The sequence below is a fragment of the Aquiflexum lacus genome, assembly GCF_015476655.1.
Classification (GTDB): Bacteria; Bacteroidota; Bacteroidia; order Cytophagales; family Cyclobacteriaceae; genus Aquiflexum; species Aquiflexum lacus.
This window is the reverse complement of sequence record NZ_JABFHF010000012.1, coordinates 142,488-168,093: the sequence shown is the minus strand read 5'-3', so window position 1 is coordinate 168,093 and position 25,606 is coordinate 142,488. Positions and strand designations below refer to the sequence as shown.

Here is a 25,606-nt window from a genome sequence, read left to right as displayed (position 1 = left end):
GAAACACTGACTATATTTGAAAAACAAAAGTGTCAACCATTTTCAGGACGAGACAAGCTTTTCCTTTTCATTTCGCCTGCCTGCCGTGGCAGGAACGTAGAGAGAAATCTAGGGATACGGGTTTATAATGAGAACCTTGACTAATGAAGGAATTGGCCTTAGAATGAAGGGATTTATTTGTTGGAATGGCGAATTAGATTAAATACTAGAAAAACCGGGCAGGGATGTCCGGTTTTTTTTTCTAAACTATTCAAGCGGTAAAACTTGCTATGCCTATTTACCAATGTCCATTATGAATTGTTTTGAGATAGAATTCAGGAAGTCAGAAACTGCCTAAACAGACTGGAATATGGAAATCTTGCCTGATGCGAGTTTATAGAATCAAAAGGAAGAAATACTTAGAGACTACCTTGAGTGAGACAGGGGCGGCATTAACAGAAGGTTTCCGATGGAACAGCCCTAATACCTATCTGGTTTACACTTCCGCATCAAGAGCCTTGGCAACTTTGGAAGTATCAGTTCATTTGGATCTCAGTGAAGACCTACCTACAGATAGGTATTATGTTGAAATAGAAATCCTAGATGAAATAGAGATTTTGGAGTTAAGGTCCGAAGACCTTCCAGAAAACTGGGGTGCCAATCCCCCCATACTTGAAACGCAATTTATCGGAGATGATTTCGTCATGGAAAAAATTGCCGCAGTATTAAAAGTGCCAAGTAGTATTGTTTCCCCTGAGTTTAATTATTTAATCAACCCAAATCATCCTGAAGGAAAAATGATTAAATTGGTTTCTCTTGAGCCATTAAGATTTGGTCAAAGGTTTAGGGAGATGAGGGAGGGATAAAGGGATTTTATGTTCCTTAGTTTATCTTTCTTAATAGTGAATTGATTCACTTCTAATTCAGCTTTTTACAAAAATTAAATGCATAACATAGTGCAATTTACCGCTCCTTTAATAGATTTCCAAGAAATTTACACTACATTTGTATAAAATAATGCCATATAATGCACTTTACAGGATTGGTCAAAACTATTAAAGAACGTCGGGAAGCGCTACATGTAACACAGGAAACAATAGCTGAACTTTCGGGTGTTGGATTGAGGACTTTAAAACAGTTTGAAAGCGGAAAAGGTAATCCTACACTTTTGACACTTCAGAAATTATTAGATGTGTTGGGGATGGAGGTTTGCCTGAAAATTAAGGACTTAACTTCTAATCAATGAGAAATGCTAAAGTCTTGTTCAAAAATGAAGAAGCGGGAATCTTGACTCAATACGATGATGGTTCGTTTTCATTTCGATATCATAATGATTGGATAGTGGACAGCCATAAGCAAAGCATCAGTCTCACATTACCTAAAACCAAACAAGAGTTTCATTCCAAACACCTATTTCCATTTTTTTATCACATGCTTCCTGAAGGTTCCAATAAGCAAGTGGTTTGTAAGCTCAATAGGATCGACCGGGAAGACAACTTTGGCATACTATTGACTACGACAAAGAATGACAGCGTTGGGGCAGTTAGGGTTGTTAAAGTAGAGGATCAATGAGCTTTGTGGAAATCAAATATTGTCCCTGTACATTATCTGAGGATTTTGATACTTACAACAGAACTGCTTTGAAGAGATTATTTCAAGGTAAAAAAGTACATCATGTTTTGCCTTATGATTCACCAAGCACTAATCCGGAAACTGATCAGCAATTTGAAGAGAACCGAAAACGAATATCGATATCAGGTGTGCAAGAAAAATTTTCTTTATTGCTTGAAAAGAACAAATTAAGGCTTATTCGTGAAGGTGAACAAGGAACCTATATCCTGAAACCAATTCCAGGTGCTGGTAAGTTGCCAGATCAAATGCCTGCCAATGAGCATTTGACCATGCAAATAGCCCGTCAGGTTTATGGGATAGAAACTGCAGAAAATGGGTTGATTTTTTTTAAAGACGGTACACCTGCCTACATCACCAAGAGATTTGATGTCAAAGAAGGTGCTTCTCTTTCTTTTGGAAAAGCCGAAAAATTGGCTCAGGATGATTTTGCTTCATTGGCACAAAGAACCCCACAAACCCATGGAGTGCACTACAAGTATCTAGGGAATTATTTGGAGATCTTTGAGTTGATGCAAAGATACTTGCCGACCTATAAGTTGGAGGCACCAAAACTGTTGAAAACACTTGTCTTTAATTACCTTTATTCAAATGGGGATGCACACTTTAAAAATTTCTCGATATTGGAAACCCCATTTGGAGACTATAGACTCAGTCCAGCTTATGACTTACTCAATAGCCGAATTCATATAGATGATAAAGATTTTGCCTTGGAGGATGGTCTATTGCCCAGAAATCTTGCTCTGGGAAAAACCAGTTTTCAATTTGCTAAACTAGCAGAGAAAGCATTAATAAGTGAAAAGAATTTTAATGAAATCATGGCATTGATGATTTCAAAATCAGAGTTTGTTGAAAAAATGATCGCCGCTTCGTTTCTAAATAACCATACCAAAAGAAACTATTTGCAGTCGTATCAAGGTCGTTTGAAACAACTCCTTAAAGAATAAAATAAAGATACAAGCTGAATTCTGTCACTTATTTTCAGGATTTTCGCCTTTTTTTGACAAAGGAAATTTAGAGGTTTAGGGAAACGGATTTCAAAAGAAAACCCAAAAAAGCACCAAAGAAAGAAATTGAAAGGGCATAAAAAATAAAAGCTGAGTATGAAAACGAAAGTGAGGATTTCGTTTCCAAATAATCAAGTATAAATGTTTAAAAATTCCTCTCCTTTTATAAAGTTGAACCCCATTCTTTATAAAACCCCTCCAAAACCCTCTCCGCCAAATCTACCATACTTTCCTCCTCAGGTTCATTTCTGTTGGTAAGGATAATGATGCTGATTTGTGTGGTTGGTATTCAGTAAAAGATATTTCGGAAGGAGGTGCTGCTGCCTGTATGGTAGACCACTTTTTCTCCTTGGTAATCTTTGAATAGCTCTGCAATTGGGTGAGGTTTTTGGGAACAGGCAGTCAAAATAGCAATGTTTAGCGTAAATAAAAGGTATTTGTTCATGGAGTGAATTTATGGATTTAAGATATATTTCAACCAATTCTATTTCTTAAATGGATGATTTTTTGAATTGAAAATTTCTAATTCCCACTGTTTTCAATAATGTAGTTTACTAAACAATAATAATATTGGTTAGTAAACAATAAAAGAGAATTGGATGGTCTTTATAAAGCGATGAGATTTTTTGATAAAAAAGAGGCTTTACTGGTCACAATTTCCCAGGAAGATGATTTTGAGCAGGATGGTTTTAGGATCAAAGTTCTGCCTTTTCATCAGTTAGAATGGTAAAAAGAAGGCATACCAGATTTTCAAAAACTTGCAGGTCTACTCCCGCAACCTTTGAGGTCTTCCCTACCGCGACGTCAGGACCTCGAAGGTTTTTCCCCTTATTAAGAATTCAATGATTTTACTTAAACGTCAAGACCTTCGGGGTTTTGAAAACCCCAAAGGTCAATGGGGCTGACAAAAAAAAGACCTCAAAGGTTTAAAAAAACCTTCGAGGTCAAGTCTTGAATCTTATGTCTTAAGTCTTGCGTCTTAGCTTACGCTTCTTTCTTCGCCATCCTAGTTCTTTCCCCTTCGTCCAGGAAGATTTTTCTCATTCGGATGGATTTTGGAGTGATTTCAAGGTATTCATCCTTCTGGATGTATTCCATAGCTTCTTCCAATGAGAATTTTTTGGCTGGTTGGATCCTGACGTTGTCATCAGAACCTGAGGCCCTCATGTTGGTCAATTTCTTACCTTTTTGCACGTTAACGACGATATCATTGTCACGGGAGTTTTCCCCGATTACCTGACCGGCATATAACTCATCTCCCGGATCGATAAAGAATGTTCCTCTGTCCTGTAATTTGTCGATGGCATAAGCGGTACATTGTCCACCTTCCATGGATATCAGAGAACCGTTGATCCTTCCCGGTATAGGACCTTTGAAAGGCTCATAGGCAGAAAACCTATGGTTCATGATGGCCTCACCCTGTGTCATGGTCAAGACATTGTTTCTCAAACCAATCAATCCCCTTGATGGGATTTTGAATTCCAAATGTTGTAAGTCACCCTTGGGCTCCATGATCAACAATTCACCTTTTCTTTGGGTAGCGAGTTCGATTACTTTTCCGGCCGTAGTTTCAGGGACATCCACTACTAAGGTTTCGATAGGTTCGTTTTTGACTCCATCGATCTCTTTAAAAATCACCTGAGGCTGACCAACCTGCATTTCATAACCCTCTCTCCTCATGGTCTCAATCAATACTGACAAGTGGAGGATACCACGTCCATAAACCAAGAATTTATCTTCGTTATCAGTGGTCTCAACCCTCAAAGCAAGGTTTTTTTCCATTTCCTTGAAAAGCCTGTCTCTCAAGTGTCTTGAAGTCACGAATTTGCCTTCTTTTCCAAAAAACGGAGAGTTGTTGATCGTGAAGAGCATGTTCATGGTAGGCTCATCGATCGAAATTCTTTGAAGCGGTTCAGGATTTTCCAAATCAGCCAAGGTATCACCGATTTCAAAATCCTCAATTCCAGTAACCGCGCAGATATCACCTGCGTGGACTTCAGTGGCCTTAACTTTGCCTAAGCCTTCAAATACATGAAGTTCTTTGACTTTTACTTTTTTGAATATACCATCAGCTTTGCAAAGGGTCAACTGTGCGCCTTCTTTGATGCTGCCTCTTTTGACCCTTCCGATAGCTATTCTGCCAACAAAAGAAGAGTAATCCAAGGAAGTAATCTGCATCTGCAAAGTACCTTCATCAATTTTTGGAGCAGGTATATGATCAATAATGGCATCCAAAAGTGGAAGGATAGTGTCAGTAGGATTTTTCCAGTCGGGACCCATCCAATTGTTTTTGGCTGAGCCATAGAGAGTCTGGAAATCCAACTGCTCCTCAGTAGCGTCTAAGTTGAACATCAGGTCAAAAACAGCCTCATGGACTTCATCAGGCCTACAGTTTTCTTTGTCCACTTTATTGACTACTACGATTGGGGTCAATCCCAAAGCCAAAGCTTTGCCCAACACAAATCGGGTCTGTGGCATTGGACCTTCAAAAGCATCCACCAATAGGATAACCCCATCGGCCATTTTCAAAACCCTTTCCACTTCACCACCAAAGTCAGCGTGACCAGGTGTGTCAATGATATTTATCTTGTGATCTTTATATCTAACGGATACGTTCTTTGAAAGAATGGTGATCCCTCTTTCTCTTTCCAGATCGTTGCTGTCAAGAATCAGGTCGTCAAATTGTTGGTTTTCACGGAAGATTTTGGAGATGTGAATGATCTTGTCCACCAAGGTGGTCTTGCCGTGGTCAACGTGTGCGATAATCGCGATATTCCGAATATTAAGCATTGCAAAATTGAATTAGGCTGCAAAGGTAGGAAGAAAATTTGGTATCGTACCGATTGACTTAAAAATCATAATGAAAAGTTAATGGAGAGAGGGTGGTTGGGAATTGAAAGATTGGAAGAACTTGTCCGCCGTGGCGGATTGTAAGATTGAAAAATTGCTAAACATCGGCATCGGGATCAGGTATTTTAAAATGAAGAAAAATCGGGAAGAAAAGACATATTGGAGTTAGCGCTGACTTCCAACTAATATACTACATTTCCGCCTTTCTTACGGAAATTTGTGATGGGATTCAGGTAGGTTGAGTAAGAAGGGGATCAATTCAGGTTCAGTCGTGTTTTAATCAGATAGGTTTTTTACTTTTTGATTCAGGCAATTTTGAGATAGCAAGTGAAAAGCTCCGGTGGAGGGGACAATATAGTAATCACGGCTTTTGATGAGGATAGCTTAAGAAGTTGGGAAGTGCTGTAGGTACGACTGAGATCATTGCATATATGTATCAACCTTCCCCATAGATTTGAATCAAGGCTTCTGTATCTGAAATACTTCGAGCCAATACCTTAGGTAAGATAAAAACACTGACAAAAAGAAAAGTGATCGCAAGCAAAATAGTGCCGATAAAGATTTGGGCAAAAAGACCGCTTTGCACACCTTGCTCTCGGTATACAAAAGTATGTCCCTGTATACATACGATCACGCCAAAGTTGATAATCTGGAACACACTGTTGGAGGCGATATATGAAGCATATTTCTTGTACTTTTTATGTTTGCCCCAATACCGGATTACCACCCAAAAGAAGGAAAATAGTAGGAAGGCAATGATCATTGCAATCCATGCCCTAGAATCCTGAAGCAGAATTGAAGATTGAAAAAACAGATAAAGAAGGCCAATTGGAAAAATAACCCTGTAACTCAACAACAAATCCTTAAGCGCTGTCCAATAATATCCCCAAAGCCTCTTTTGGATCATTTTTTTATACGATTCCTCCAATTCTGAAAACCCAAAAATCCCAAAGGAAGCATGTACTTTCGCAAAGGCAGCTTCTAATGTAGCCTTAGGTTCTTGTTCCATTAACTCCTCAATTTTACAAGCCACATGGTCCAGGATTTCATATTGCACATCGATCTCCGGATAGCCCTTGTAGGAGATTAGTTTTTTGAGTTGTTCGATTTGGTCTTTGGTTAGTTTCATAGGAGTTCCGGGTTTTACCAGGCAAATGTCAGTTATAGAGTTTTATCAACTCTTCGGTATCGGCTTGGCTTCTTTCGAATACTTTTGGAAGAATAAATAAACAGCAATACATCAACATGAGGACTCCGGTGATAGCAAGCACTCCGTAGTTAGACCAAATAGTTTCGTTTTTCAAGCAGTTATTTAGCATGATATAGCTAAAACTGCACAGTTGGTAAACAAAGGAGACAATAGCAAAGAAATTCCCTGTGGTATTGAAAGAAGCATATTTTCGGTACTTTTTAAGTTTCTTCCAATGAATGCCGGCCAATAAAACTACAAAACAAATAAACAGCATTAACAGTCCACCTATCCATCCATTAGTAGATTCAAATGCAAAGCGCAGGTTGTAAAACAGCGTAAAAACACCAAGCACTAGCAGTACTTTGAAGCTGAATAAGAACAGTTTCAATTCTTCCCAAAAATATCTCCAATGCCTTTTTGCAATCATTTTCTGGTAGGATGCATCGAGTTCATTGAAACCTTTATGACCAAAGGAAGCAAAGACTTCACGAAAAGCTTGATCCAATGATAAGCTGGGTTTTTCTTCCATGAATGCTTCAACCTTACATGCTACATGGTCCAGGATTTCGTATTGCACATCAATGTACACATGCCCCTTATACGAGATAAGGTCTCTTAACTGTTTGATTTGCGCCTTACTTAGCTTCATACAAGTAGGGTTTGAGTTTGGCTTGATAGACTTTGAACAGGGCTCGATTGGAATTGAGCAGCAGGAAAAAAATTAAGGTTGTAGGTTGGGGGCTTGCAAAGAGAACGTCAAATATCCCTTCAAACCCTTTCAATTTTTGTGTGGAAAACAAAAATATTCCCCAGCAGAAGAGATTGCCAACTATCAACTCATTGAAAGCATCTCTTTTTCCACTATACAAACCTTTCCCTTTTAAAGATGGGGATCGTTCTCCAATCGTATCTTTCGTATGATAAATCCATGCAAAAAAACAGATGGGTAAACAAATGAGTGATAAGAACATTATTAAAATGATTAATTTTTGATTAGGAAGAAAATAACCAAAAATTGTTGCTATTGTAAGAAAAATACCGTTAGCCATTAAGTCCTTAAGATGTAAAGAAGAGATACTTTTTAGAAAGTATTTCAAATACTCCAAGGTTAATAAGTTTCGATGCCTAAATTTGATTTTAAAAATCTTCCACCTACTCCAATTCAGTTTCTCCTGCTCCCAAAAAGCCTCAACCTCATCTATCCCCGAAAATTCATATTTGCAAAGTACATGATCGAGAATTTCAAAGTACAACTCCTCCCATCGAAAAGGTCTTTCGGCAAGTTTTTCCTCTAGATATTGAATGTCCTTAGCTTTCATTATCTTATCAGTTTTAAATTTTTGAGGTTAATTGATCCATAAAGGGATAAGGCATAAATATTCAAAATAGTAGTATAACAGATCATCAAAGCCATTGCCCAGCTTCCAAAACCGTGGATGTTCAGAAAGGTGGAAGTCCCCAAGAAAAAAGCGTTGAGCAAATTGAAGATCAGCACATACCTTCCAAGTGCACCTTGAAGAATTACATTTTTTGGTCTATTATACTTTGGATCACGGGAAAAAGAAAAGGAATTGCCTGAATGGTAAAGTAAAGCCACTAAGATGCCAACTATTGGTAGAAAGGAGAATACCAACATGACATCTAAACTGATAAATAGATTAACCATCACAAGAAAAATACTGTAGGAAAAAATCACCAATACTTTCCAAAAATCCATTTTCCAGAATTTTAAGGCTTGTAATTGAGAGCTTTGTAATTGATTGCTGACTGAGTTTAGAAGCTCTTTCTCCATTCGTTTAACGACCGACCATGCAAATTCTTCATCCAAGGCTTCCATTCTGTTTCCAAACTCTTCAGAAGCAACCTGTTCCAAAGCAGAGATATAATGATCTAATAGCTCATCATATATTTCCACATAAGTGATCAAGCACCGATCTAGCCGGTCTTTAATGGTTTGGATTTCTATATCACTTAATTTTTTCATTGTATTTAATGTCAATGGATTTGAGGTTTGACCATGGCCTTTTGGGCATTGAACCTTGCCAATGTCATCAGGAAAAACAGCCACAATCCCATAATGGTACCATACACATATGGCGGCTCAAAAAAGAATGTAGGACGCACTGCTTCCCCAAGTTCCAGAAGGTGAACAACCAATACAGGAACAAAGACAATTATCAAAATCAGGATATGTAGCACAGCAAAACCTCTTGGTACGGCAGCCTTCTTTTGAGCCAAAATAGTTTTGTCATCCACTGCGCGATAGTGGTGCTTCATTTTTCTTTTTGGATAGGATTGGTCTATTACCAAACCTTCAAGAACCAAACCCATCAGCATGATTAAATTGACTAGGTGCATCAGCATTCCTCCATTTTTGACCCAATTGGGGAGACTGATCACAAATGCGAAAAGGATAATTGGAATCCAGATTTTTTCTAACCGGAACAGATCAAATAGCTTTTCCTTAAACATTTTCGGGTATTCAGCTTTAAGGGAATCTAAGTAACTTTCAGCCACTTCCCTGCAATATTGAAGTGTAAAGGTTTCATCCAGTTCAGCCAACACCTCCTTCATGGGCCTTCCCGTTTCATTTTCCAAGGCAGTCTGATAATGATCTAAAACCTCATCCCTAACCTCCGTATAAGGGATTTGCTTCGCATTGATATGGAAGTGCAATTGTTTGATTTGGTCTTCGTTCAGTTTCATATCAGCGCAGTTTTAGTCTTGATTTGCCAAACTTCAAGTAGGGTGAGCACATAAATGGAAAGGATGATGAAAATAATTGCTGCAATTGACGGGGCCAAATTGGCGATTGGGTTGGAATTAAAAACCCATTCAGCAGACCACATGATGACATATGCCATCATGACTGGCAGGTAAAGTTTTTCTGAAAAGGGGTATGAAAGTGAAGATTGAAGAGGTCCTGCTGTATTGAAGTCTTTTTTTATGGTTTTGATCCTGAAATGGGATTTAATCAAAAAGAAAATATGAGCACCTGCTAAAATCACAAGAGGAGATAATACCAACAGAGCGATTTCTTTTTGGTTGGTCACAAAACGGCTCATTTGAAATGCAATGAAAGTAAAAATTATTACATATAGTATCTTGGAAAAGCAAAAATATCTTTTCAAAACCTGCCAATGTAGACTGCTGAGCTCCTTTCTGATTTCTTTGTTAAACTTTGCCTGAAGGGCATGGCAATAGGCAAAAGTGAACTTTTCCTCCAATTCAAAAAGTTGATCATTGAATTTCTGTACCGGAAACTCCTGCAAATGGCTGACATAGTGGTCATAAACTTCCATCAGGATTTCTGCTGAAGAAATCTCTTTCCGCATAATGGCCATGCGGATTCCTTGGAGTTCTATGTCTGTGAGTTGGCGCATTATTGCAAAACTTTAATACTATCCGGTGTCAAAACGATAAGTAAATATTCTGTAATCAGTTTTTCAATTTGATTCCAATTTTTCCGAAAATAAGACCTTAGTTCCCTTAACCTTTTGTTTCCCAATTTCACTAAAATTAATTTTGGCGGTATTTTTTTCAACATAAAAGAATCATAGAAATCAGAATCTTTTGTAATTAAAACACAATTATTTAATGCAAAATATTCATTGATTACCCCGTCCCTTGTTGAGGTTCCATTGGGGAAAGTTTTAACATGTATGACCTCTTGTCCTTGAATGTCCTCGGCTAGTGAAGGAGGGATATTTGCATCCAAGAGAAAAATCATGCCGCAGAAATTTTGAATTCTTTAATATCTACAGTTTGAGCAGCATAAGCAAGGCATGCCAAAATATCCTCTTTTTCCAAGTCCTTGAATTCTTCTAAAATATCTTCAACGCTATCGCCACCAGCTAAATATTCCAGAATGTAACTAACGGCATATCGTGTATTCCTAATGGTAGGTTTTCCATGCGCGATATCAGGGTTAATAGTGATTCTATTTAATTGATTTTTCATTTTTTCATTTTTTTTAGGTTTCAATGTCAAACTGTGATCCCGAAATTTCTGAATGCAGGGTTTAAAGTTTGTTTTATTTAGACATAGTTTTATGTCCAGATCGAATTCATTCAGTCCTCCGTTTTTACCTATACTAACCCCGGTTTCCATTCAGGGTCCAAAATCCGCTGCAGGTTGCCGACAAAGCTTTGCAGCTCGGACATCTTGGCGCTGACTTCCTTGTGACCGTTTTTGGTGAGGCTGTAGTATTTCCTTACCCGGTTGTCCACCTGTTGGATTTCAGTGGTCAACATCCCTTCTGCCTCCAATTTGTGTAGGGCAGGATATAGTGCGCCTTCCGTGATTTTGATTTCGCCCTCGGTAAGTTCTTTTACCCTTTGAGTAATTTCATAGCCATACATTTTATCGTTCTCCTCCAAGAGTTTGAGGATGATGGTCTGTAAGCTTCCTTTGATCAGATTATTGTTTGACATGTTTTCTAAGATGCATCAGTAAGGCAAATATATAAAAAAATTATATACATAAGCAAGTTGGGTATCTTTTTAAGATGTGAGATATGAGACGTGAGATTTGAGACAGGGTAGGGTAACCATTGAGGTCTTTTTTTGACCTCGAAGGTTTTGATTGATGGAACGGGAGGGTTGGGAAGGGAGAGATTAGAACCAAGATACAAGAAACAAGACAAAGTCCTCAGGGTTTTTTATAGCAAGGGGTCAAAATATTTTGGAAAATAGGGTTTTTCATTAGAACGAGTAGTTTAATCCGGAGATTGAGGAGGAGCTAGGATTCTAGGGATTGGCAGTCTGAAGACTGCAAAAGGGGTGGTCCAAGTCTGAAGACTTGAACCACTACTGGAACCACTATCCTTCACAAAGCTTTGGCAAATAAGTTCAAAGACTTCGAAAATAACCATCTTTAACAGATCAACTATTTTAATTTTTATTGCAATAAAATAATCTAACCAATTATTAGTTATAATAGCATGTTTTAATTTTAAACTGCCTGTTTATGAAATTAAGGATTGGATTTACAGGATTGATTATAATGCTTTTTGTTTTGGATGGTTATGCACAGCGGTATTATGAAAAAGAACTGCTATCGACCAGATTGGAAAGGAAAGAAATGAGACAAAAAGCAAGTGTGGCAGATGGGGGTTATGTGCTTTTTCAGGGGGGACTTAGAAAGCATGAAAATTCCAGAAGCAATGATATTTTTACCGGCGGTTATGGTGAATACAATGGAGTAGTCGGTGTTAATTATGGTTATCGGTTAAAAAATGCCTCAATCGAAACAGGATTGGGATTCATTTGGCAGTATCATAGTGAAATCTATTTTCTTGAAGCGGCAGGTGAAAACTTTAGGACTTCTGGGAATTATAATTCAATATTCCTTCCGCTTGTTATGAAATATGATGTGCCCACAGGTCCATCCAAGAAATTCAGATTTGGGGCTATGGGTTCATTGAACTTTCTCCTCCACCAAACAAGAAACAGGAACCAACAAGGAAGAGGTACATACTATTTTGATTATTTTAATGATAGAGAAAGGTATTTGCAGTACAAGTATTATTGGGATCGGCCAAGGATATCGGGATTTTTTAAAGCAGGAGTGTATGCGGAGTTTCAGGTTTTCAAATCCTCCTTCCTGAATCTACAGTTTTCAAGAGCAATCTCAGCAGGTCCTTTAAGGACAGTCACCTATGAATGGGAGTATCAAGGGCAGAAGGGCAGTTTCACGGATGAACTCAAGATTGAAGGGTATATAGTAGAAATTGCTTATAAATTGCCCCTGAATTTATTTTCAGCTACCAGGTAATAAAGACGTGAGATGTGAGACATGAGATTTGAGATGGGGTCCTTGCTGAGAGGGAATCCTGAATTTAAGGATTAAGTAGTGTTGGAGGAGGAGTTTTAGTTATTGGCAGGAAAAATGTAGATGAGATTGATATAGATTTTAATGAGTGAAAATTTTATATTGATTATTGATTTGCCTAATAAAAAAGGGGCCAATGATTTTTCCTTTTTTTATTAAAAGGAATTAGTTTAAAAGTCTTAATTTAATGATTCGTTCACGAAATATTCTAAAATGAAAAAACTACTGCTTTCAATGAGTATGCTTTTGTGGATGTGTTCTTTTCAAACAAATGCCCAAAGCAGGATCAATCTTGAAATGTACCTTGTTCCTCAACAACACCATCAAAGTTTATTAAATAATCCTTCTCCTTCAGTGGACTTTGTTACTCGTACAGGATTGAATTTGGGTTTGGGTTTGTCCTATAATATCAATAGGGACTGGCAACTTGTACTGCAATCCTGGCATGTGTCCTCACCTTTTCGGTTTACACAACATCCTGAACATTCGGGATTTGCATTTATTCCGGGGCCACAGAGAATAAATTGGGGGTTTTCCTACAGTAATTTTAGTTTGGGTCTTAGGAGAACTTGGGAAATGGGTGAAAATGATCTTTATGCACAGCCTTCCATTGGGGTCAATCTTTCAAGAGAATATGGGTTTAACGTTCAGGATTCGGTACTGAATTTTGGATTTACAACAAATGTGGTTCCTTCTGCTTCTCTTGAAATTGGAATGAAATTCAATACACCGGGTAATAACTATTTTTTAGTGGGATTGAGGCATCATCAAGGTTTTGGAAGGCTAGATGGCTCAATTTTTACCTGGACGGGGGTTTCCCCACAGCCGCAAGTCCAACGCAGGGGCAGCTACACTGGTCTTGTTTTGGGCTATGGCATAGACTTTAGGACAAGAAAAGGGGAGGATTGGAGAGTCACCAAAATGGAGCGAAAAACAGAGAAGCGTGTGGCGGCTTGGGGGGATGGTACTTATGTAATGTTCACTACCTTACAGAGGTTCCAGCCAGATTTTGTACAAAGTAATGCATCAGGCATGAACAGGCTTAGACCTGCTTCCCAAATTCTATTTGGTTACACTTCAGGCCAATGGAGTTTTGAGACCGGTTATTCCAGTTGGATGAGTCAAACAAAGGTGAATTCTCAAAACTTTGGATGGGTCAGCTTAAATGACCCAAGGACAAGGGCCATACCACTAAGAGCGAGATACCATTTGGATGTAGGCCAAAATAACCGGCTAAGGGTGGGAGTTTCAGCTGCTACTTTTGTTACATTAAATACCGTAAGGATGGATGAAACCCATAGAGGAGCCATTATGTTGAATGATGAACGAGTCCCTGTCCTGAAGTCTTCCCCAACAGATCAAAATTCCGGAGGTAGGTTGTTTTACCAAGGTGGTGCTTTCATAGATATCCCTTTTTTCAATTCCAGTATACTTTCATTTAATTTTTCGCAAAATTTTGGTAGCCCCGAAGTCGGAGTTGTAAATGTTCAGGAAATAGTCAATGGAGAACGGGTTGATTATATGAAGTCGGGAAATCTAAACGGGTTTAATATTGAAGTAGGCTTAAAGTTGCCCATCAGCACTTTGGTTAGATAATGGTAAATTTAAAATGGGTGCAAGAGGCCACTTTAAATGGTTTCAGATTTGATTTTGGCTGGAAAGTACCGTTGAATATCCTTGACAAACGGAAGAAATTAAATTTGAAAAGATAATTCTCAACCTCTCATTTCAAATTTGGATTTTCCATTTTACCCATAAACAAGATGGTACCACTGTGTTTTTCCTGGATAAAGAAAAGGAATGGTTTGTCCAAGCGAATGAAGGTTGGTATTACCGGCATGGAGGTGACTCCGACTTCTACTACAGTTGCAGCTGCTGCTTCCGTTCCTTTTTCATCCACTTCTATCATAGCCTGATGGATGACCCTTGAGATATACATATCCATTAAAGGATCCTCAAATAGTTTGGTGAAATTTTTCGGACTTGGTTCAAAGGCTTTTTTCAATCCAAGGTCCATTAGATGTTGTTTGAGGTTTTCCACCTTGTATTCCATTTTGAACTTGGGCATTTCCACTATCATTTCATTCTCGGAGCTTTGTTGATGCCAGGATTGGATATTTTCAAAATTGATTTCCGGCATCAATTCCGATAAATTTCCTCCGCTATGGTAAACGATGCCCATGTTATATTGTCCTGTGCTATAGGGGAGTTCAAGATATTGAAGTTGGCCGGACTGGAAATAATTGACTTTAATCTTGCCTCCCGTGCTCATCATATCCACTTGGGTGGAGGGAGATTTTTCGGGATAGAAATTTTGTTTTGTAGTCTTGGAGGCATCAAAAGGAGTTTTCCAGTCTCCTTTGAAATGGATGGCATTGACCAGGTACATGATGGCCTCATTGGGAATTCCATCCAACATATTTTTTATCAAGCCTCTTGTTTCCCTTTCGATCCAATTGTTGATGACCTGATGGGAATTGGGTTGATTAAAATCCAGCGCATCTACATTTGCACCATAGTAGTTTTCCATCGTGGTCATGAAAGGAGGCTGCACACTCAGGCCCTGTCTGTACCAAATGGCATTGGCAATGTTGATGGCCACTTTTGGGTCTACATTTTTCAGGAACTCTGTCAATCCTTTATTCGCATCATTTGCCTTGCCCAAATCCAGCCCCTCAAAGTGAAGCACTTTCAGAAACTCCTCCAATACTTCGCCTTCGTTGCCGTTCATCGCCATACTGAGGGCCTGATGTATACTGTATGGGCTGAAAAAATAATTGCCGTCTTCTGACTTTTCGATTTCCCGGAACATTTCCATAGCAAATTCACTGCTGCTATTGACCAATCTGATTTCATTTTGGTCCAGGGTTCTTACATTGGGGAGGATATCATTTGGAATTTGTGACACTTGAGCACAAGAAACCAAATATGTCAAACAAATAAAAGGGAGGAAGGATAGATATTTCATAGCAAATCGGATTTACTGTCAGGACGAAAATAAATACAAAAACGCTACAAATGTTCTTCGTATATTTTTTCCGCAAATAATAAAAGCCATTTTTGGGTATGGACTATCAACAATTAATAGAAGAAGTTTACGAAGAGGTAAAATCCAAAAACCCGAGGGGCAAAGTGGCGGATTATATCCCGGAATTGGCAGAAGTAGATGGGGATAAGTTTGGAATCGCATTGGTAGACTTGGAAGGAAATGTCTTTGGGGTAGGGGATTATGAAGTTCCTTTTTCCATACAGAGTATTTCCAAAGTCCATACCTTGACCATGGTTGCACATATTTTCCAAAGCAAGCTATGGTCAAGGGTGAATGTGGAACCGAGCGGTAATCCCTTCAATTCCATTGCCCAATTGGAATTTGAAAAAGGGATTCCCAGAAACCCATTTATCAATGCGGGTGCCTTGGTGATTACTGATGCCCTGACAACTAAGTTTGAGCAACCCATTTCCGAAGTCAGTAAATTCATCAATGAATTATCAGGGAAGGAATGCGTTAAAATCAATCAGGATGTAATGGATTCCGAACTCAAACATTCGGAAAGGAATACCGCGCTTGCCTATTTTTTGAAAGCATACAAAAATTTTGATAACAAGGTAGAGGATGTGTTGAAAACTTATGTCGCTCACTGTGCCATGGAAATGAACTGCGTAGATTTGGCGAGGTCCTTTTCTTTTTTGGCAAATGATGGCTATTCCATTTATGCTAAAAGAGAAATAGTGACGGAAAGTTATGCCCGACGTATCAATGCCCTGATGTTGACCTGTGGCTTTTATGATGAAGCAGGGGAGTTTGCATTCAGGGTTGGTCTTCCGGGTAAAAGTGGCGTAGGGGGAGGAGTGGCAGCGGTCATGCCCCACAAATTCAGCATTGCAGTCTGGAGTCCGGAACTCAACGAAAAAGGCAACTCTGTCAAAGCCATTTTGGCCTTAGAACTGTTGACAGATAAGTTAAAGTTTTCTTTATTTTAAGGAAAAAGGTGATTTCCTTCCTTTATCTTTTGTTTTTATAGCATTTCAATTAGGATCATACTACTAATTTACCTCCCGATGGAGATTGCCACGTCGCACGGAGGGTTCTCACAAAAAAAGGAGTAATTAAAAGTGGTCCCTACCAAATCGGCAGGCAGGCTCGCAATGACGACACTAACACCGGTCATCGGACATGACACTTCTTGATAGTGCCTACTGAACACTGCTCCCTGAGGCTGCCCACTGCGACACTTCCTTCCTTCATCCCTCATCCTTTTTCCTTTATCCTTGAATAAGCTCCGCCCTGACTTCCACTTTTCTATCCAGGTCATTGGACCCACTTCTTGTTCCTCTTATCACCTGACCTCCTGATTCAAATCTTAACTTTTCCTGTGGAATGCTAAATTCCTCAGAAAGGATATTTCCGACATTTTTCATCCTTTCATCGGCAAGCTTGAGATTGTAATTGACATTTCCGGTATTGTCTGCAAATCCTGTAAGGACTAGACCATATTCTCCATTTTCTTTGATGAAGTTGGCCAAATCACTGAGTTTATTGATTTCTCCTCTATCCGGAATCCTTTGATTTACTTTAAAGAATACCACTTCTTTTGATTTCAGAATCGTGACTACGGGCTCATTGTCCAAATAGACGGTGTCTCTTAATACCACTTCTTGAATTATTATGTCAGGGGTGCTCTGCGAAGGTTTTGGTGCTTCTTTTTGATCCAGCATTTCAGCGCTAATGGTAGTCCCCAAGATAGAAGAAGTAATCGCCATTGAGATATCGTCCAATTCTTTTTGAGTAGGAGGAAGGATTTCCTGAGCTGTTTTCTCAGTTATATCAGTTGAATCCTGTAGCATCGGCTCTTTTTCTTCTCCGTCATTGTTAGATAGTATTGCAGCCGTGGCAGCTACACCGCCCGCTGCTGCAAAAGGCCACCACCATCTCCTTCTTCTATCAGATTCATCCCGGGGACTTTCTTCCCGGATCGTTGTCTGACGATTGGTGATGGTTGATCTTTGGGTCCTTGTGTTTTGGGGTCTTTGTTGTTGTGATTGTTGGGTACTTTCGATCAGCAATCTGTCTCTTTCACTCCTCAGGTAGCGGTTTTCTTCTTCAAGACTTGACATGGTTTCTGGGTCCTGCACCACGCTTCTAGTCCACGTTGATGGCGTAGGCTGTATTTCCTGTCTTTGGGCCTGTTCAGGTTGTGACATTGGGCCTTCTGTTGTTTGAGTGCCTTGCATATCACTAGCGGACTCTATTTCTTCCTCTAGTCTAATGACCGGAGTGGTTTCTCTAGCTTGTTGAAAAGCGGAATCAGAAACATATTTCTCTTTTTCGAAAGTACGGCTGTCTAAATCAGGAGGAACTACCAAAACCCTCTGTTCCAGTCTGTAATCCCTTTTAAGTCTGGAAATACTGTCAATTTCCATCTTCAGTTCCCGTTCTCTTCTGCCGATGCTGTCAATACTATACCTTAGGTCAAATCTGTTTTTCTCAGATTCCTGAATCATTTTTTCTTTTTCTACGGGATCAAGGAATTCATCTGCAATGAGCTTTTCATTTTGTTCATCAAAATTCCTTCTCAGTTCAAGCAATGAATTGTTTCTGACTTGACCGCTTACTATTTTATTCTCTCTTTTTTGAATTTCCTGATCCCAAGCCAGGATCTGGCTTAAATATCTCAAGCTATCCAGTTTTTCTGTTTCCGCCAGTTGGATATTGTAGGTGTAATTGTAAGTGGCTGCTTGACTTTCCGGTGGAACGCTGTCTGAAGTGGTTTGAGGACTTTCCTCTGGAGCAGCAATACTTCTCTTGCCATAATCTGGATAATAGGTACTCAGACGTGGTGCCGAAAAGGTTTTCTTACTTACTCCAAGGTTATATTTGATACCAACCCCATGATAGATGATCCAATCATTGGCACTATTAGGATTTCCCCTATAGGGATTTTGTGGATCTACAAGGTTGGTTCCCGGCTTGGATGCATAGGCCTGAAAGTCATTTTCATAAAAAGTCCTGTATTTGCCGCTCACATCATCCAAGTAATCAGTGAAGGTGTAAAGTAAATCTGATTGGGCGAAGACTTCAAACCTATTGCCTAATCTGATTCTGAACCCCAATCCCAAATTGGTATAAAATGCCCCCAGTTCATATCCATTAATAAGTTCTGTTCTGACCGCGTGGAGGTCTGTTTCATAAATGCTGTTATGGATTATATTGGTAGAATTGTAATCATACCGAAGCCCATCAGCATCCAAAAGGTCGCCTTTAACTTCAAAATTTATCAAACCAAAACCTAAAGTGAAATAAGGAGCAATCCATGATTTAGCAGGAAGCATTATGTCGTTGTCTGCCTTGAATACAAATGAGACCCCCATATCTCTGGTATGGTTACTGAAATTTAAGCCTCGATCAAAATTCGGATTTTCGAGCATTAAGCTTCCATCTCTTTGAATATAGCGGTCACTCATGGCAAAATGATACTCTCCATAAGAAAACATCAGCCCGATTGTGGCACTCAATTGTTTTTCAAGAGAAACCTTAAATGAAGGCTTTTCAAAATAGTTTTCATTAAAGTAGAGCACATGATGAATGGCGTCCATGTTTGATATGCCACGAATCCGCTGAGGAGAAAGGTCTCCATAATAATTGGTGTAACCCCCGCTCACCCCTAAGCGCCAACCAAAATCCTTTTGTTGTGCCTGGGATTTATAAGCGAGCATCAATAAGAAACAACTTAAAATCAGGTATAGCTTTTTCATGGCTTACCTCCTGTTATTAAGACCCATCCAAATATTAAATTCAAGGCTTATGCCAGCAAATGGTTGTATATGGTGCTGGCTAACTCCTGCACCGTTGTCCATATTGAGTGAAACAGCTCCCACATTGAACCTGAAAACCCTAAAAATTTTATATCCTAATCCGGCATAAATAGGTAGTCCAATGATTTGTCCTTCGATTTGATCTCCTTGGGAAGATTCGAAGTTTTGCAAGAAAACTCCCGTGGAAAAGGATGCATTGCCCAGGAATTTGGTAAATGTTCTATTTCCCAAAGGAATTGAAAGTCCAGCGTAAGGACCATGGAGATATTCTGTAGAGGCCAAGCTTCTTTTGATAGGAATGCTGCCGTATCCAATATTCAGGGGCAATGTTCCCGGTTTCCTTTCTGTCGGATAATTGGAAACAGTCCTGATGTCTACCAAACTCAAAAGGCTCTCTTCCAGGTATTGATCTGATTCATTTTGAACAATGTCTATCAATTCACCAATATATTGGTCGGCATAAGCTGCTTTCTCATTATCTTCCTTATTTTTTCCTAAAATGTTAAACCTAGCTCTCTTGAGTTTAAGCCTGTCTTTTTGTTCAAGCTTTTGTCTGACAATTTCGCTGAACCCTTTAAAATCCCTCCCCAAAAAATGTCTATAATCCTCTAAGGCATCTTCCACTATCTGATTCATTTGGGTAATCATTACCTGATTGGAATTATTTGTTTTGATACCTCCTCCGGTGACTTCGAGATTGGCACGTATGTAAGACTCCAGATTATCATCGATGGAGGATTTAATTGCCTCCATCTGTTCCTTTTCGGCTCTTTTGTAGAAAAACAATTCCAAATCATATGCTTCATTGCTTCGAAGTGGATTGGAAACAAAAACCTCATATTGTGAAACTTCAAAGTCAAATGCCCTTTTCCAAGAATACTCGTCACCTCTTTGTGAATCTTTTCCGCTGCGATTTAAGACGACAGCTACCAACTCAATGTCTTTTGGAAGAATTCCTCTGATAAAAAAAGGTTCTTCAGAAGGTAAAGGATTGTTACTGTTGATTTCATTGTTGACCACATTATAGTTGACGGTTTTTATCTGTGCTTTTAATGTGTGGACAGTGAAAAAACCTAAAATTATGAGCAAAAGAATCCTTTTCATGAACATTGGTTTAGCGTTAATTTTTTATTTTTAAATTCTTAAACGGATAAATTCCCTTTAAAACCAACAAGTGGAAAAGCGGATTGTTGGCTAAGCGTTATTTCTCGAATACATAGAATTACCTTACAAAGTTTTGTCAAGGTTTTATAATATCTCAAAATTATTTAATATTTTATTGTTTTATTTATATAAATGTTGGATTTTAAGTATTTTAACTTAGTGGTTTATTGTAGTCTAGGTATCAATTAGGACAATGTTAATTTACTCAAAATAAGGGGAACTTATTTATGGATTAAAAATTAATAATTAGATATTATTTTGATTTGAATTTGCCAGTTTTCTCTGACATGGTCACATCAATTCCTTTTCGGATGTGTAATCGGTAATATACCAAGACTTCATCAGCCCCCGCATCTAACACTGCTTTTTGGGCTTTTTCAGCAATTTGCATCAACTCATCATGAGGACCTTCCATAACGGTTTCAAAAGGAGTAACTTCATAGTTGACACCTGATTTTTGAATAACTTCTATAGCCTTGTCCACTAGGGCATAAGTGTCAAAAGTTTTGCTTTTTGGAACGATCTGAATTCCAAGGTTGATGGTGTTTTTTGTGTTAGACATTAAATTTTAGATTTAAGAAAGGTAAGAGAAAAGAGAAAAGAGAGCCGAGATAGATATTTTTAGCTTCAAGCGTATAAATCTAAAATCTTATCCAGATACTTTCCTGAGCTCAAATCTAAGATCTAAAATCTCAAACTTCCAACTTCCTGACCTCCCTACTTCCCACTTTAATCCAAGAAAGGTTTCACGGCTTTTTTCCAAATGGCATAACCTTTTTCGTTCATATGGAGATTGTCTTCCAAGAACAATTCTGGTTTTGGTTTTCCATCTTTGGCCAACATTGGCGTCCAAATATTAATGAAATTTGCATTGGAATGGTTCATGGCAAATTGCTTCAACTGCTTATTGAATAGCTCATATTGTCCTTTTTTCGCCCACCTTGAGGGACTTGGTTTGGCACTTATAAAATAAAATTGGGCATCGGGCACAAGAGCAGTTACTTTTTCCATGATTTCGAAAAACTCCTCTAATATCTGCCTAACCGGTTTACCCGCATTGATATCATTATCCCCTTCATAAATAAAAATCTTTTTGGGCTCAAATTCCAATACCAGTTGGTCAAGATACTTGATCAAGTGGTGGGTCTGTGAGCCTCCAAATCCTGTATTGATGATATTGGCCTTAGGAAAGTCTTTTTCCAGTGATTTCCATAATCGGATGCTTGAACTCCCTGTGAAAACCACGCCACCTTTTTCCCAATCAACCTGCTGATATTTTCTGGATAGTGCTTCGACCTCTTTTTTAAATTGGTCAGTATTTTGGGCATAAATTGGTATGATAAAGGAAGAAATGAAAAGAATGAAAAGTAGTCCAAATGTATATTTTGTTCTCATGGTTTTTTCTTTGCAATTTAAATTTTTCTGATGGAATGGGTAGATCAAAAACGAACATTATTTGAGCAATTTTAGAAAATGAGCGTTTATGAACAGAGGAATTTAGAGCGTAAACTGGACTGCTCATTTTTTTATTGACCCCATAAAATAGCGCTTTGAACTACATTATGCCCTATTCTATCCCAGATATTTCGCCCTTTGTGTAGCTGAATATAATTTCATTATCAAGTTGCTCGTTTTTTGAGGAACTAACCAAGCATGCAGTCTTTTGTACCTATGAAAAAAATCACCCGCTTCTTTTTGTTTTGCTCTGGTGTTTATGCACCATTATTGAACAAGACACCGACTGATACCCATAAATATGTAGGCATTGGTGGAACGGTGTTCTTCACAGGCCTATTGGCTGCGATTTCGGCCTCTTACGCACTTTATACCGTTTTTCAGTCTATTTGGTATGCTTTGGGTTTTGGATTGGTTTGGGGTTTGATGATCTTCAATTTGGATAGGTTTATAGTTTCCAGCATGCGGAAAAGAAATAATGCTTGGGCAGAATGGAAAATGGCGATACCAAGACTTGTTTTTGCAGTGCTGTTGGCAGTAGTTATTTCCAGACCTTTAGAGCTTAAGGTTTTCGAAAGGGAGATCAATAGGAAATTGGATGAGAAAAAAACTGAAATGATAGCTCAAAGTAAAGAAGCTTTGAAAGCAGGATTTACTGAAATCAATGAGCTTGAAGCCAAAAAAGACAGTCTGAAAAGTGAACTTTCACAGGCGGCTGCTTACAGGGATAAATTACAGCAGGAATATGATTATGAGCGTTTTGGCACAAAAACAGACGGGACTAGCGGGATAGTGGGATTAGGGAGCAACGCCAAAAAGAAAGAACAACAATTGGATGCCGCTCAGAAAGAACTTGAAAGTATCAGGGCAGCACATCAAGTCAGAATCGATACATTGGATGCACAGATCAGACAACTGACTTTGGCAAGAGAATCCGAGTTTGAAAAGCTACAGCCCGGAATTGATGGGTTTGACGGTTTGGCGGCCAGGTTGGATGCACTTCATCAACTGACCCAAGAAAGTGAGGCCATGAAATGGGCCAATATCATGATCATGCTGCTTTTTGTGGCGGTCGAAACAGCCCCTATTTTTATAAAGTTGATTTCCCCAAGAGGACCTTACGATGAATTGTTGGACTTGTCGGAATTGAGAGTGGAGGTCTATTCCAAAGAACAATCCACCAAGGCCATTGAAAAAAGTGAACGTAACCTTCAGGTATTTAGGGCGGCTAATGAGTAGGGCTAAAATGAAATGGTCATCGAAAGGGTAATTGTAAGGTTATCATTGAACCTTGGATTGGCATACGGGCCATACCTGTAAAATGCGCCCAGACCCCATCCCCTGTATTGCAGACCTGCCTTTTGCTTGATAATATTGTTGAGTTCAATACCTGATTCCCAATAGCCTTTTTCCAAGGTTTTGAATTCCACAAAGTCATAAAAATCCGGATTGGTCAGCGTACCGATTGCAAAGCTTTGGAAAAATTTCAACTGTGGAGCGAAAATAATTCTCCCTGCTTTTTTATGGAACAATGGGCCTGTCTGATGGGCATAACTTGCCATCAAGCTTCTGTCAGAAAGGAATTCATAGATGAACATGGTCTGAAGATATCCCGGAAAGGAAAGTGCAAAATCCAATGCATTTCTCTGTCCTATATTAATTCCGTAGCCTGTATTCAAATAGGATAGAGGAAGGTTATTTCCCCAAATTCCGTTGGCAGCAAGGTGAAAATGATTCAGTGAATTGCCGGAATTCCATTGGTGTTGAAATCTGAACTCGGTATTAACGAAATCCACATTTCCGTCTAATAATTCAGGAATAGCTTTGGAGACCCTTAGACTGAGGACAGGGTAGGAGACTGCCCATGAAATCAGATTGTTTCCTATTCGTGAAAGACTTTCGTTACCTGTCCACCTAAAATTCAAACCTGCTTCCGAAACTCGGAAGAATTGCGGGAATTCATCAGTCGGATTGAGGTCAGTGAAATTGAGAATGTTGTTTCGATTTTGTACCGAACCGAAAAGGCCTATTCTAGTTCCCCTTAAAGGTATCTGCGAAAATTCCACACTGTAGTTTTCTACCCTGTCCATTCGCTCGGCTATAACTTTTCGGAATACCTCCCCTCCTGAACTGAAAGAATTGCTACGTGGCAGTAAGGTTCTTCCCGGTTCTTCCAAATCCTGACTGTAATTGAATTTCAATCTGGAATCATACTTCTTGTCGAGATTCAATTCCAGTCCACCGCCATATTTCCACCCCTTATCCCTGAAGCCATATCGAAAGTAACCTTCTACCCTGAAAAAATCAGATAAAGTCTCATTGGAGGACAAGCCCAGGCCAAGCCCAAAGCCTTCAAATCTGTTGAAACGAAACAACTTATTTGGAATAAGGTCTACAAAACCTAAAGGGATTCTTCCTGAGGAAAGTTGTGTCAGTACTTTGGAAAGGAGGTTGAGTCTCCTTTTGTCTTTGGGCTCCATTTGGTCAAATCTCACATAAGTAAGATATTCTCTAGTAGTGAGGGAATCAATCCTCAATTCATTCCAATCATATTTATTATTTTGGATATCAAAATTCAGGGAAACTGGTCCAAATCTCGTCTTATTGTCAAATTCATTGATTTTGACCTCCGAGACAAATGTTTGATTGATGACCTTAAGACCTTTTTCCTCAAACTCCATTTCAGGTGCAAAATAAATACTGTTGAACTGTTGGGGAAACCAATGTTCTCCGTCCCACAGGTTTTTTTGTTGGATTTCAAAAACCAGGTTGGTGTCAGGGTCGGATGGGGAAATGGTCATGTTTTCAATGGCAAATTGCTTATCTGAAATGTACAGAAGCCCTTTTCCAAGTTGATATACTTTTCCTTCCTTAGGTTGGTAAGCCACCACATAGGTTGTTCCCAAATCCGTTTTGATACTGTCTTCCAGAAAATAATCATATTTTCTAAGTCCATCACTTGAAATCGGATTGACATAGGGGACTTCAAGTATTTTGATATGATCGGTGTAAAAAGAAAATGGCTGAAAGCTGTTGGAGGCCATGGCTACCAAAGGGTTTTCGATACCTGACATTTTGGAAGCCAAGACGGTTTCATTCTTTTTTCCTGGCTTTTTAAAATTGACTTCTGAATAACTTTCCGCCATAAAAATATGTCCACCCTGTAGAATTTGGGCTGTATTGTCGTCATATTCTGGACTTTCTTTTAATCCATCCAGGGTCATGACCACCTTGTTGTAGCTTTTAAAACTATAGGTATTCAGTTTATCAGGATCGTTCAGTTTTTTATTCTCAATGACCTTTTTTACAATTGGGATGGCCGGGTTTTCACCTGCCTTCACCTGCACCTCACTTAGTGAAATGGTTATGGGTTGAAGAAATATTTCAGGATTTGTTCTCAAGGCAGAAACTCTGATAGACAGTTTTTCAAATCCTACATGAGAAACTCTGACGGAGTCGTTTTCTGTTTGAAATTCAAGCCTGTACCAACCTCTAATGTCCGAAACAGTTCCTTTATTCTTTGAATTTCCTAAAATTTGGAGCGAGGCAAAAGGTATAAAGGCCCCTGTTTTTCCATCAATGACATGACCTTCTATTTGAAAGCTTTGGGCAATGAGTTCCTTTTCAAAAGAACATATTACCAGGAAAAATAGTAAGGTTACTTTTTTGATCCTCATAAAAATTT

25 protein-coding genes are annotated in these 25,606 nt (G+C 38.9%); 8 read left to right on the top strand and 17 right to left on the bottom strand.

The genetic code is table 11. The features are described 5' to 3' along the window. Positions 1–365: 365 nt before the first annotated feature. The 4 genes from HMJ38_RS12840 to HMJ38_RS12825 all read left to right on the top strand — a co-directional run bounded on the left by HMJ38_RS12840 (position 366) and on the right by HMJ38_RS12825 (position 2,555). On the top strand, positions 366–845 hold the full coding sequence (locus HMJ38_RS12840; protein ID WP_194974805.1) for an RES family NAD+ phosphorylase: 480 nt from the start codon (positions 366–368) through the stop codon (positions 843–845). A gap of 161 nt (positions 846–1,006) precedes the next feature. Continuing rightward, positions 1,007–1,225, top strand: coding sequence for a helix-turn-helix domain-containing protein (locus tag HMJ38_RS12835; RefSeq protein WP_194974804.1), 219 nt, complete (start codon positions 1,007–1,009; stop codon positions 1,223–1,225). Further along, positions 1,222–1,551 (top strand): HipA N-terminal domain-containing protein, encoded by a 330-nt coding sequence (locus tag HMJ38_RS12830; RefSeq protein WP_194974803.1) that lies wholly within the window; start codon positions 1,222–1,224, stop codon positions 1,549–1,551. The genes HMJ38_RS12835 and HMJ38_RS12830 overlap by 4 nt, the downstream gene beginning before the upstream one ends. After that, entirely contained in the window at positions 1,548–2,555 is a 1,008-nt protein-coding gene (locus HMJ38_RS12825; protein ID WP_194974802.1) for a type II toxin-antitoxin system HipA family toxin, read from the top strand. Before HMJ38_RS12830 ends, HMJ38_RS12825 begins: the two co-directional genes overlap by 4 nt. Positions 2,556–2,904: 349 nt before the next feature. On the opposite strand, the gene HMJ38_RS12820 is transcribed toward HMJ38_RS12825, so the two are convergent. From HMJ38_RS12820 to HMJ38_RS12770, 11 genes are all read right to left on the bottom strand, one after another. Further along, positions 2,905–3,060, bottom strand: coding sequence for a hypothetical protein (locus HMJ38_RS12820; protein WP_194974801.1), 156 nt, complete (start codon positions 3,058–3,060; stop codon positions 2,905–2,907). 539 nt (positions 3,061–3,599) lie between these two features. Further along, a complete protein-coding gene (gene typA / locus HMJ38_RS12815; protein WP_194974800.1) occupies positions 3,600–5,405 on the bottom strand; it encodes a translational GTPase TypA in 1,806 nt (601 codons plus the stop codon). Positions 5,406–5,901: 496 nt separating this feature from the next. Then, positions 5,902–6,594, bottom strand: a complete 693-nt coding sequence (locus tag HMJ38_RS12810) for a hypothetical protein (RefSeq protein ID WP_194974799.1) — start codon at positions 6,592–6,594, stop codon at positions 5,902–5,904. Between the two features lie 28 nt (positions 6,595–6,622). After that, on the bottom strand, positions 6,623–7,306 hold the full coding sequence (locus HMJ38_RS12805) for a hypothetical protein (protein WP_194974798.1): 684 nt from the start codon (positions 7,304–7,306) through the stop codon (positions 6,623–6,625). Next, on the bottom strand, positions 7,293–7,763 hold the full coding sequence (locus tag HMJ38_RS12800; RefSeq protein ID WP_228780036.1) for a hypothetical protein: 471 nt from the start codon (positions 7,761–7,763) through the stop codon (positions 7,293–7,295). Before HMJ38_RS12800 ends, HMJ38_RS12805 begins: the two co-directional genes overlap by 14 nt. 212 nt (positions 7,764–7,975) lie before the next feature. Then, complete coding sequence (locus HMJ38_RS12795; protein ID WP_194974796.1) at positions 7,976–8,641, bottom strand: hypothetical protein; 666 nt, start codon at positions 8,639–8,641, stop codon at positions 7,976–7,978. A gap of 11 nt (positions 8,642–8,652) precedes the next feature. Beyond that, complete coding sequence (locus HMJ38_RS12790; protein ID WP_194974795.1) at positions 8,653–9,363, bottom strand: hypothetical protein; 711 nt, start codon at positions 9,361–9,363, stop codon at positions 8,653–8,655. Next, complete coding sequence (locus HMJ38_RS12785) at positions 9,360–10,040, bottom strand: hypothetical protein (RefSeq protein WP_194974794.1); 681 nt, start codon at positions 10,038–10,040, stop codon at positions 9,360–9,362. The genes HMJ38_RS12790 and HMJ38_RS12785 overlap by 4 nt, the downstream gene beginning before the upstream one ends. Beyond that, complete coding sequence (locus tag HMJ38_RS25800; RefSeq protein WP_394355069.1) at positions 10,040–10,387, bottom strand: DUF5615 family PIN-like protein; 348 nt, start codon at positions 10,385–10,387, stop codon at positions 10,040–10,042. The genes HMJ38_RS12785 and HMJ38_RS25800 overlap by 1 nt, the downstream gene beginning before the upstream one ends. Then, on the bottom strand, positions 10,384–10,617 hold the full coding sequence (locus tag HMJ38_RS12775) for a DUF433 domain-containing protein (protein ID WP_194974792.1): 234 nt from the start codon (positions 10,615–10,617) through the stop codon (positions 10,384–10,386). The genes HMJ38_RS25800 and HMJ38_RS12775 overlap by 4 nt, the downstream gene beginning before the upstream one ends. 128 nt (positions 10,618–10,745) lie before the next feature. Beyond that, the gene (locus HMJ38_RS12770) at positions 10,746–11,090 is read right to left on the bottom strand and encodes a PadR family transcriptional regulator (protein ID WP_194974791.1); all 345 of its coding nucleotides are present in this window, start codon (positions 11,088–11,090) and stop codon (positions 10,746–10,748) included. Between the two features lie 535 nt (positions 11,091–11,625). Between HMJ38_RS12770 and HMJ38_RS12765 the strand changes: the two genes are divergently transcribed. Both HMJ38_RS12765 and HMJ38_RS12760 read left to right on the top strand, forming a co-directional pair. Next, positions 11,626–12,432 (top strand): hypothetical protein, encoded by an 807-nt coding sequence (locus HMJ38_RS12765; RefSeq protein WP_194974790.1) that lies wholly within the window; start codon positions 11,626–11,628, stop codon positions 12,430–12,432. Positions 12,433–12,702: 270 nt separating this feature from the next. Next, on the top strand, positions 12,703–14,085 hold the full coding sequence (locus tag HMJ38_RS12760) for a hypothetical protein (RefSeq protein WP_194974789.1): 1,383 nt from the start codon (positions 12,703–12,705) through the stop codon (positions 14,083–14,085). Between the two features lie 127 nt (positions 14,086–14,212). On the opposite strand, the gene HMJ38_RS12755 is transcribed toward HMJ38_RS12760, so the two are convergent. Beyond that, a complete protein-coding gene (locus HMJ38_RS12755) occupies positions 14,213–15,457 on the bottom strand; it encodes a serpin family protein (protein WP_194974788.1) in 1,245 nt (414 codons plus the stop codon). Positions 15,458–15,555: 98 nt separating this feature from the next. On the opposite strand from HMJ38_RS12755, the gene HMJ38_RS12750 reads away from it, so the two are divergent. Continuing rightward, positions 15,556–16,470, top strand: a complete 915-nt coding sequence (locus HMJ38_RS12750) for a glutaminase (protein ID WP_194974787.1) — start codon at positions 15,556–15,558, stop codon at positions 16,468–16,470. 282 nt (positions 16,471–16,752) lie between these two features. Here the strand turns inward: HMJ38_RS12750 and HMJ38_RS12745 are convergent, their stop codons facing one another. The 4 genes from HMJ38_RS12745 to HMJ38_RS12730 all read right to left on the bottom strand — a co-directional run bounded on the left by HMJ38_RS12745 (position 16,753) and on the right by HMJ38_RS12730 (position 21,861). Next, on the bottom strand, positions 16,753–19,242 hold the full coding sequence (locus tag HMJ38_RS12745; protein ID WP_194974786.1) for an OmpA family protein: 2,490 nt from the start codon (positions 19,240–19,242) through the stop codon (positions 16,753–16,755). A 3-nt stretch (positions 19,243–19,245) separates the two neighbouring features. Next, positions 19,246–20,406: a hypothetical protein gene (locus tag HMJ38_RS12740; RefSeq protein WP_194974785.1), complete on the bottom strand. Its 1,161-nt coding sequence runs from the start codon at positions 20,404–20,406 to the stop codon at positions 19,246–19,248. Positions 20,407–20,719: 313 nt separating this feature from the next. Continuing rightward, the gene (locus tag HMJ38_RS12735; RefSeq protein ID WP_194974784.1) at positions 20,720–21,028 is read right to left on the bottom strand and encodes a thiamine-binding protein; all 309 of its coding nucleotides are present in this window, start codon (positions 21,026–21,028) and stop codon (positions 20,720–20,722) included. 167 nt (positions 21,029–21,195) lie between these two features. Beyond that, the gene (locus HMJ38_RS12730) at positions 21,196–21,861 is read right to left on the bottom strand and encodes an SGNH/GDSL hydrolase family protein (protein ID WP_194974783.1); all 666 of its coding nucleotides are present in this window, start codon (positions 21,859–21,861) and stop codon (positions 21,196–21,198) included. A gap of 276 nt (positions 21,862–22,137) precedes the next feature. Here HMJ38_RS12730 and HMJ38_RS12725 point away from each other — a divergent pair, with 276 nt between their 5' ends. Next, a complete protein-coding gene (locus tag HMJ38_RS12725; protein ID WP_194974782.1) occupies positions 22,138–23,160 on the top strand; it encodes a DUF4407 domain-containing protein in 1,023 nt (340 codons plus the stop codon). Positions 23,161–23,162: 2 nt separating this feature from the next. Here the strand turns inward: HMJ38_RS12725 and HMJ38_RS12720 are convergent, their stop codons facing one another. Next, on the bottom strand, positions 23,163–25,598 hold the full coding sequence (locus tag HMJ38_RS12720) for a DUF5686 family protein (protein ID WP_194974781.1): 2,436 nt from the start codon (positions 25,596–25,598) through the stop codon (positions 23,163–23,165). Positions 25,599–25,606 lie beyond the last annotated feature (8 nt).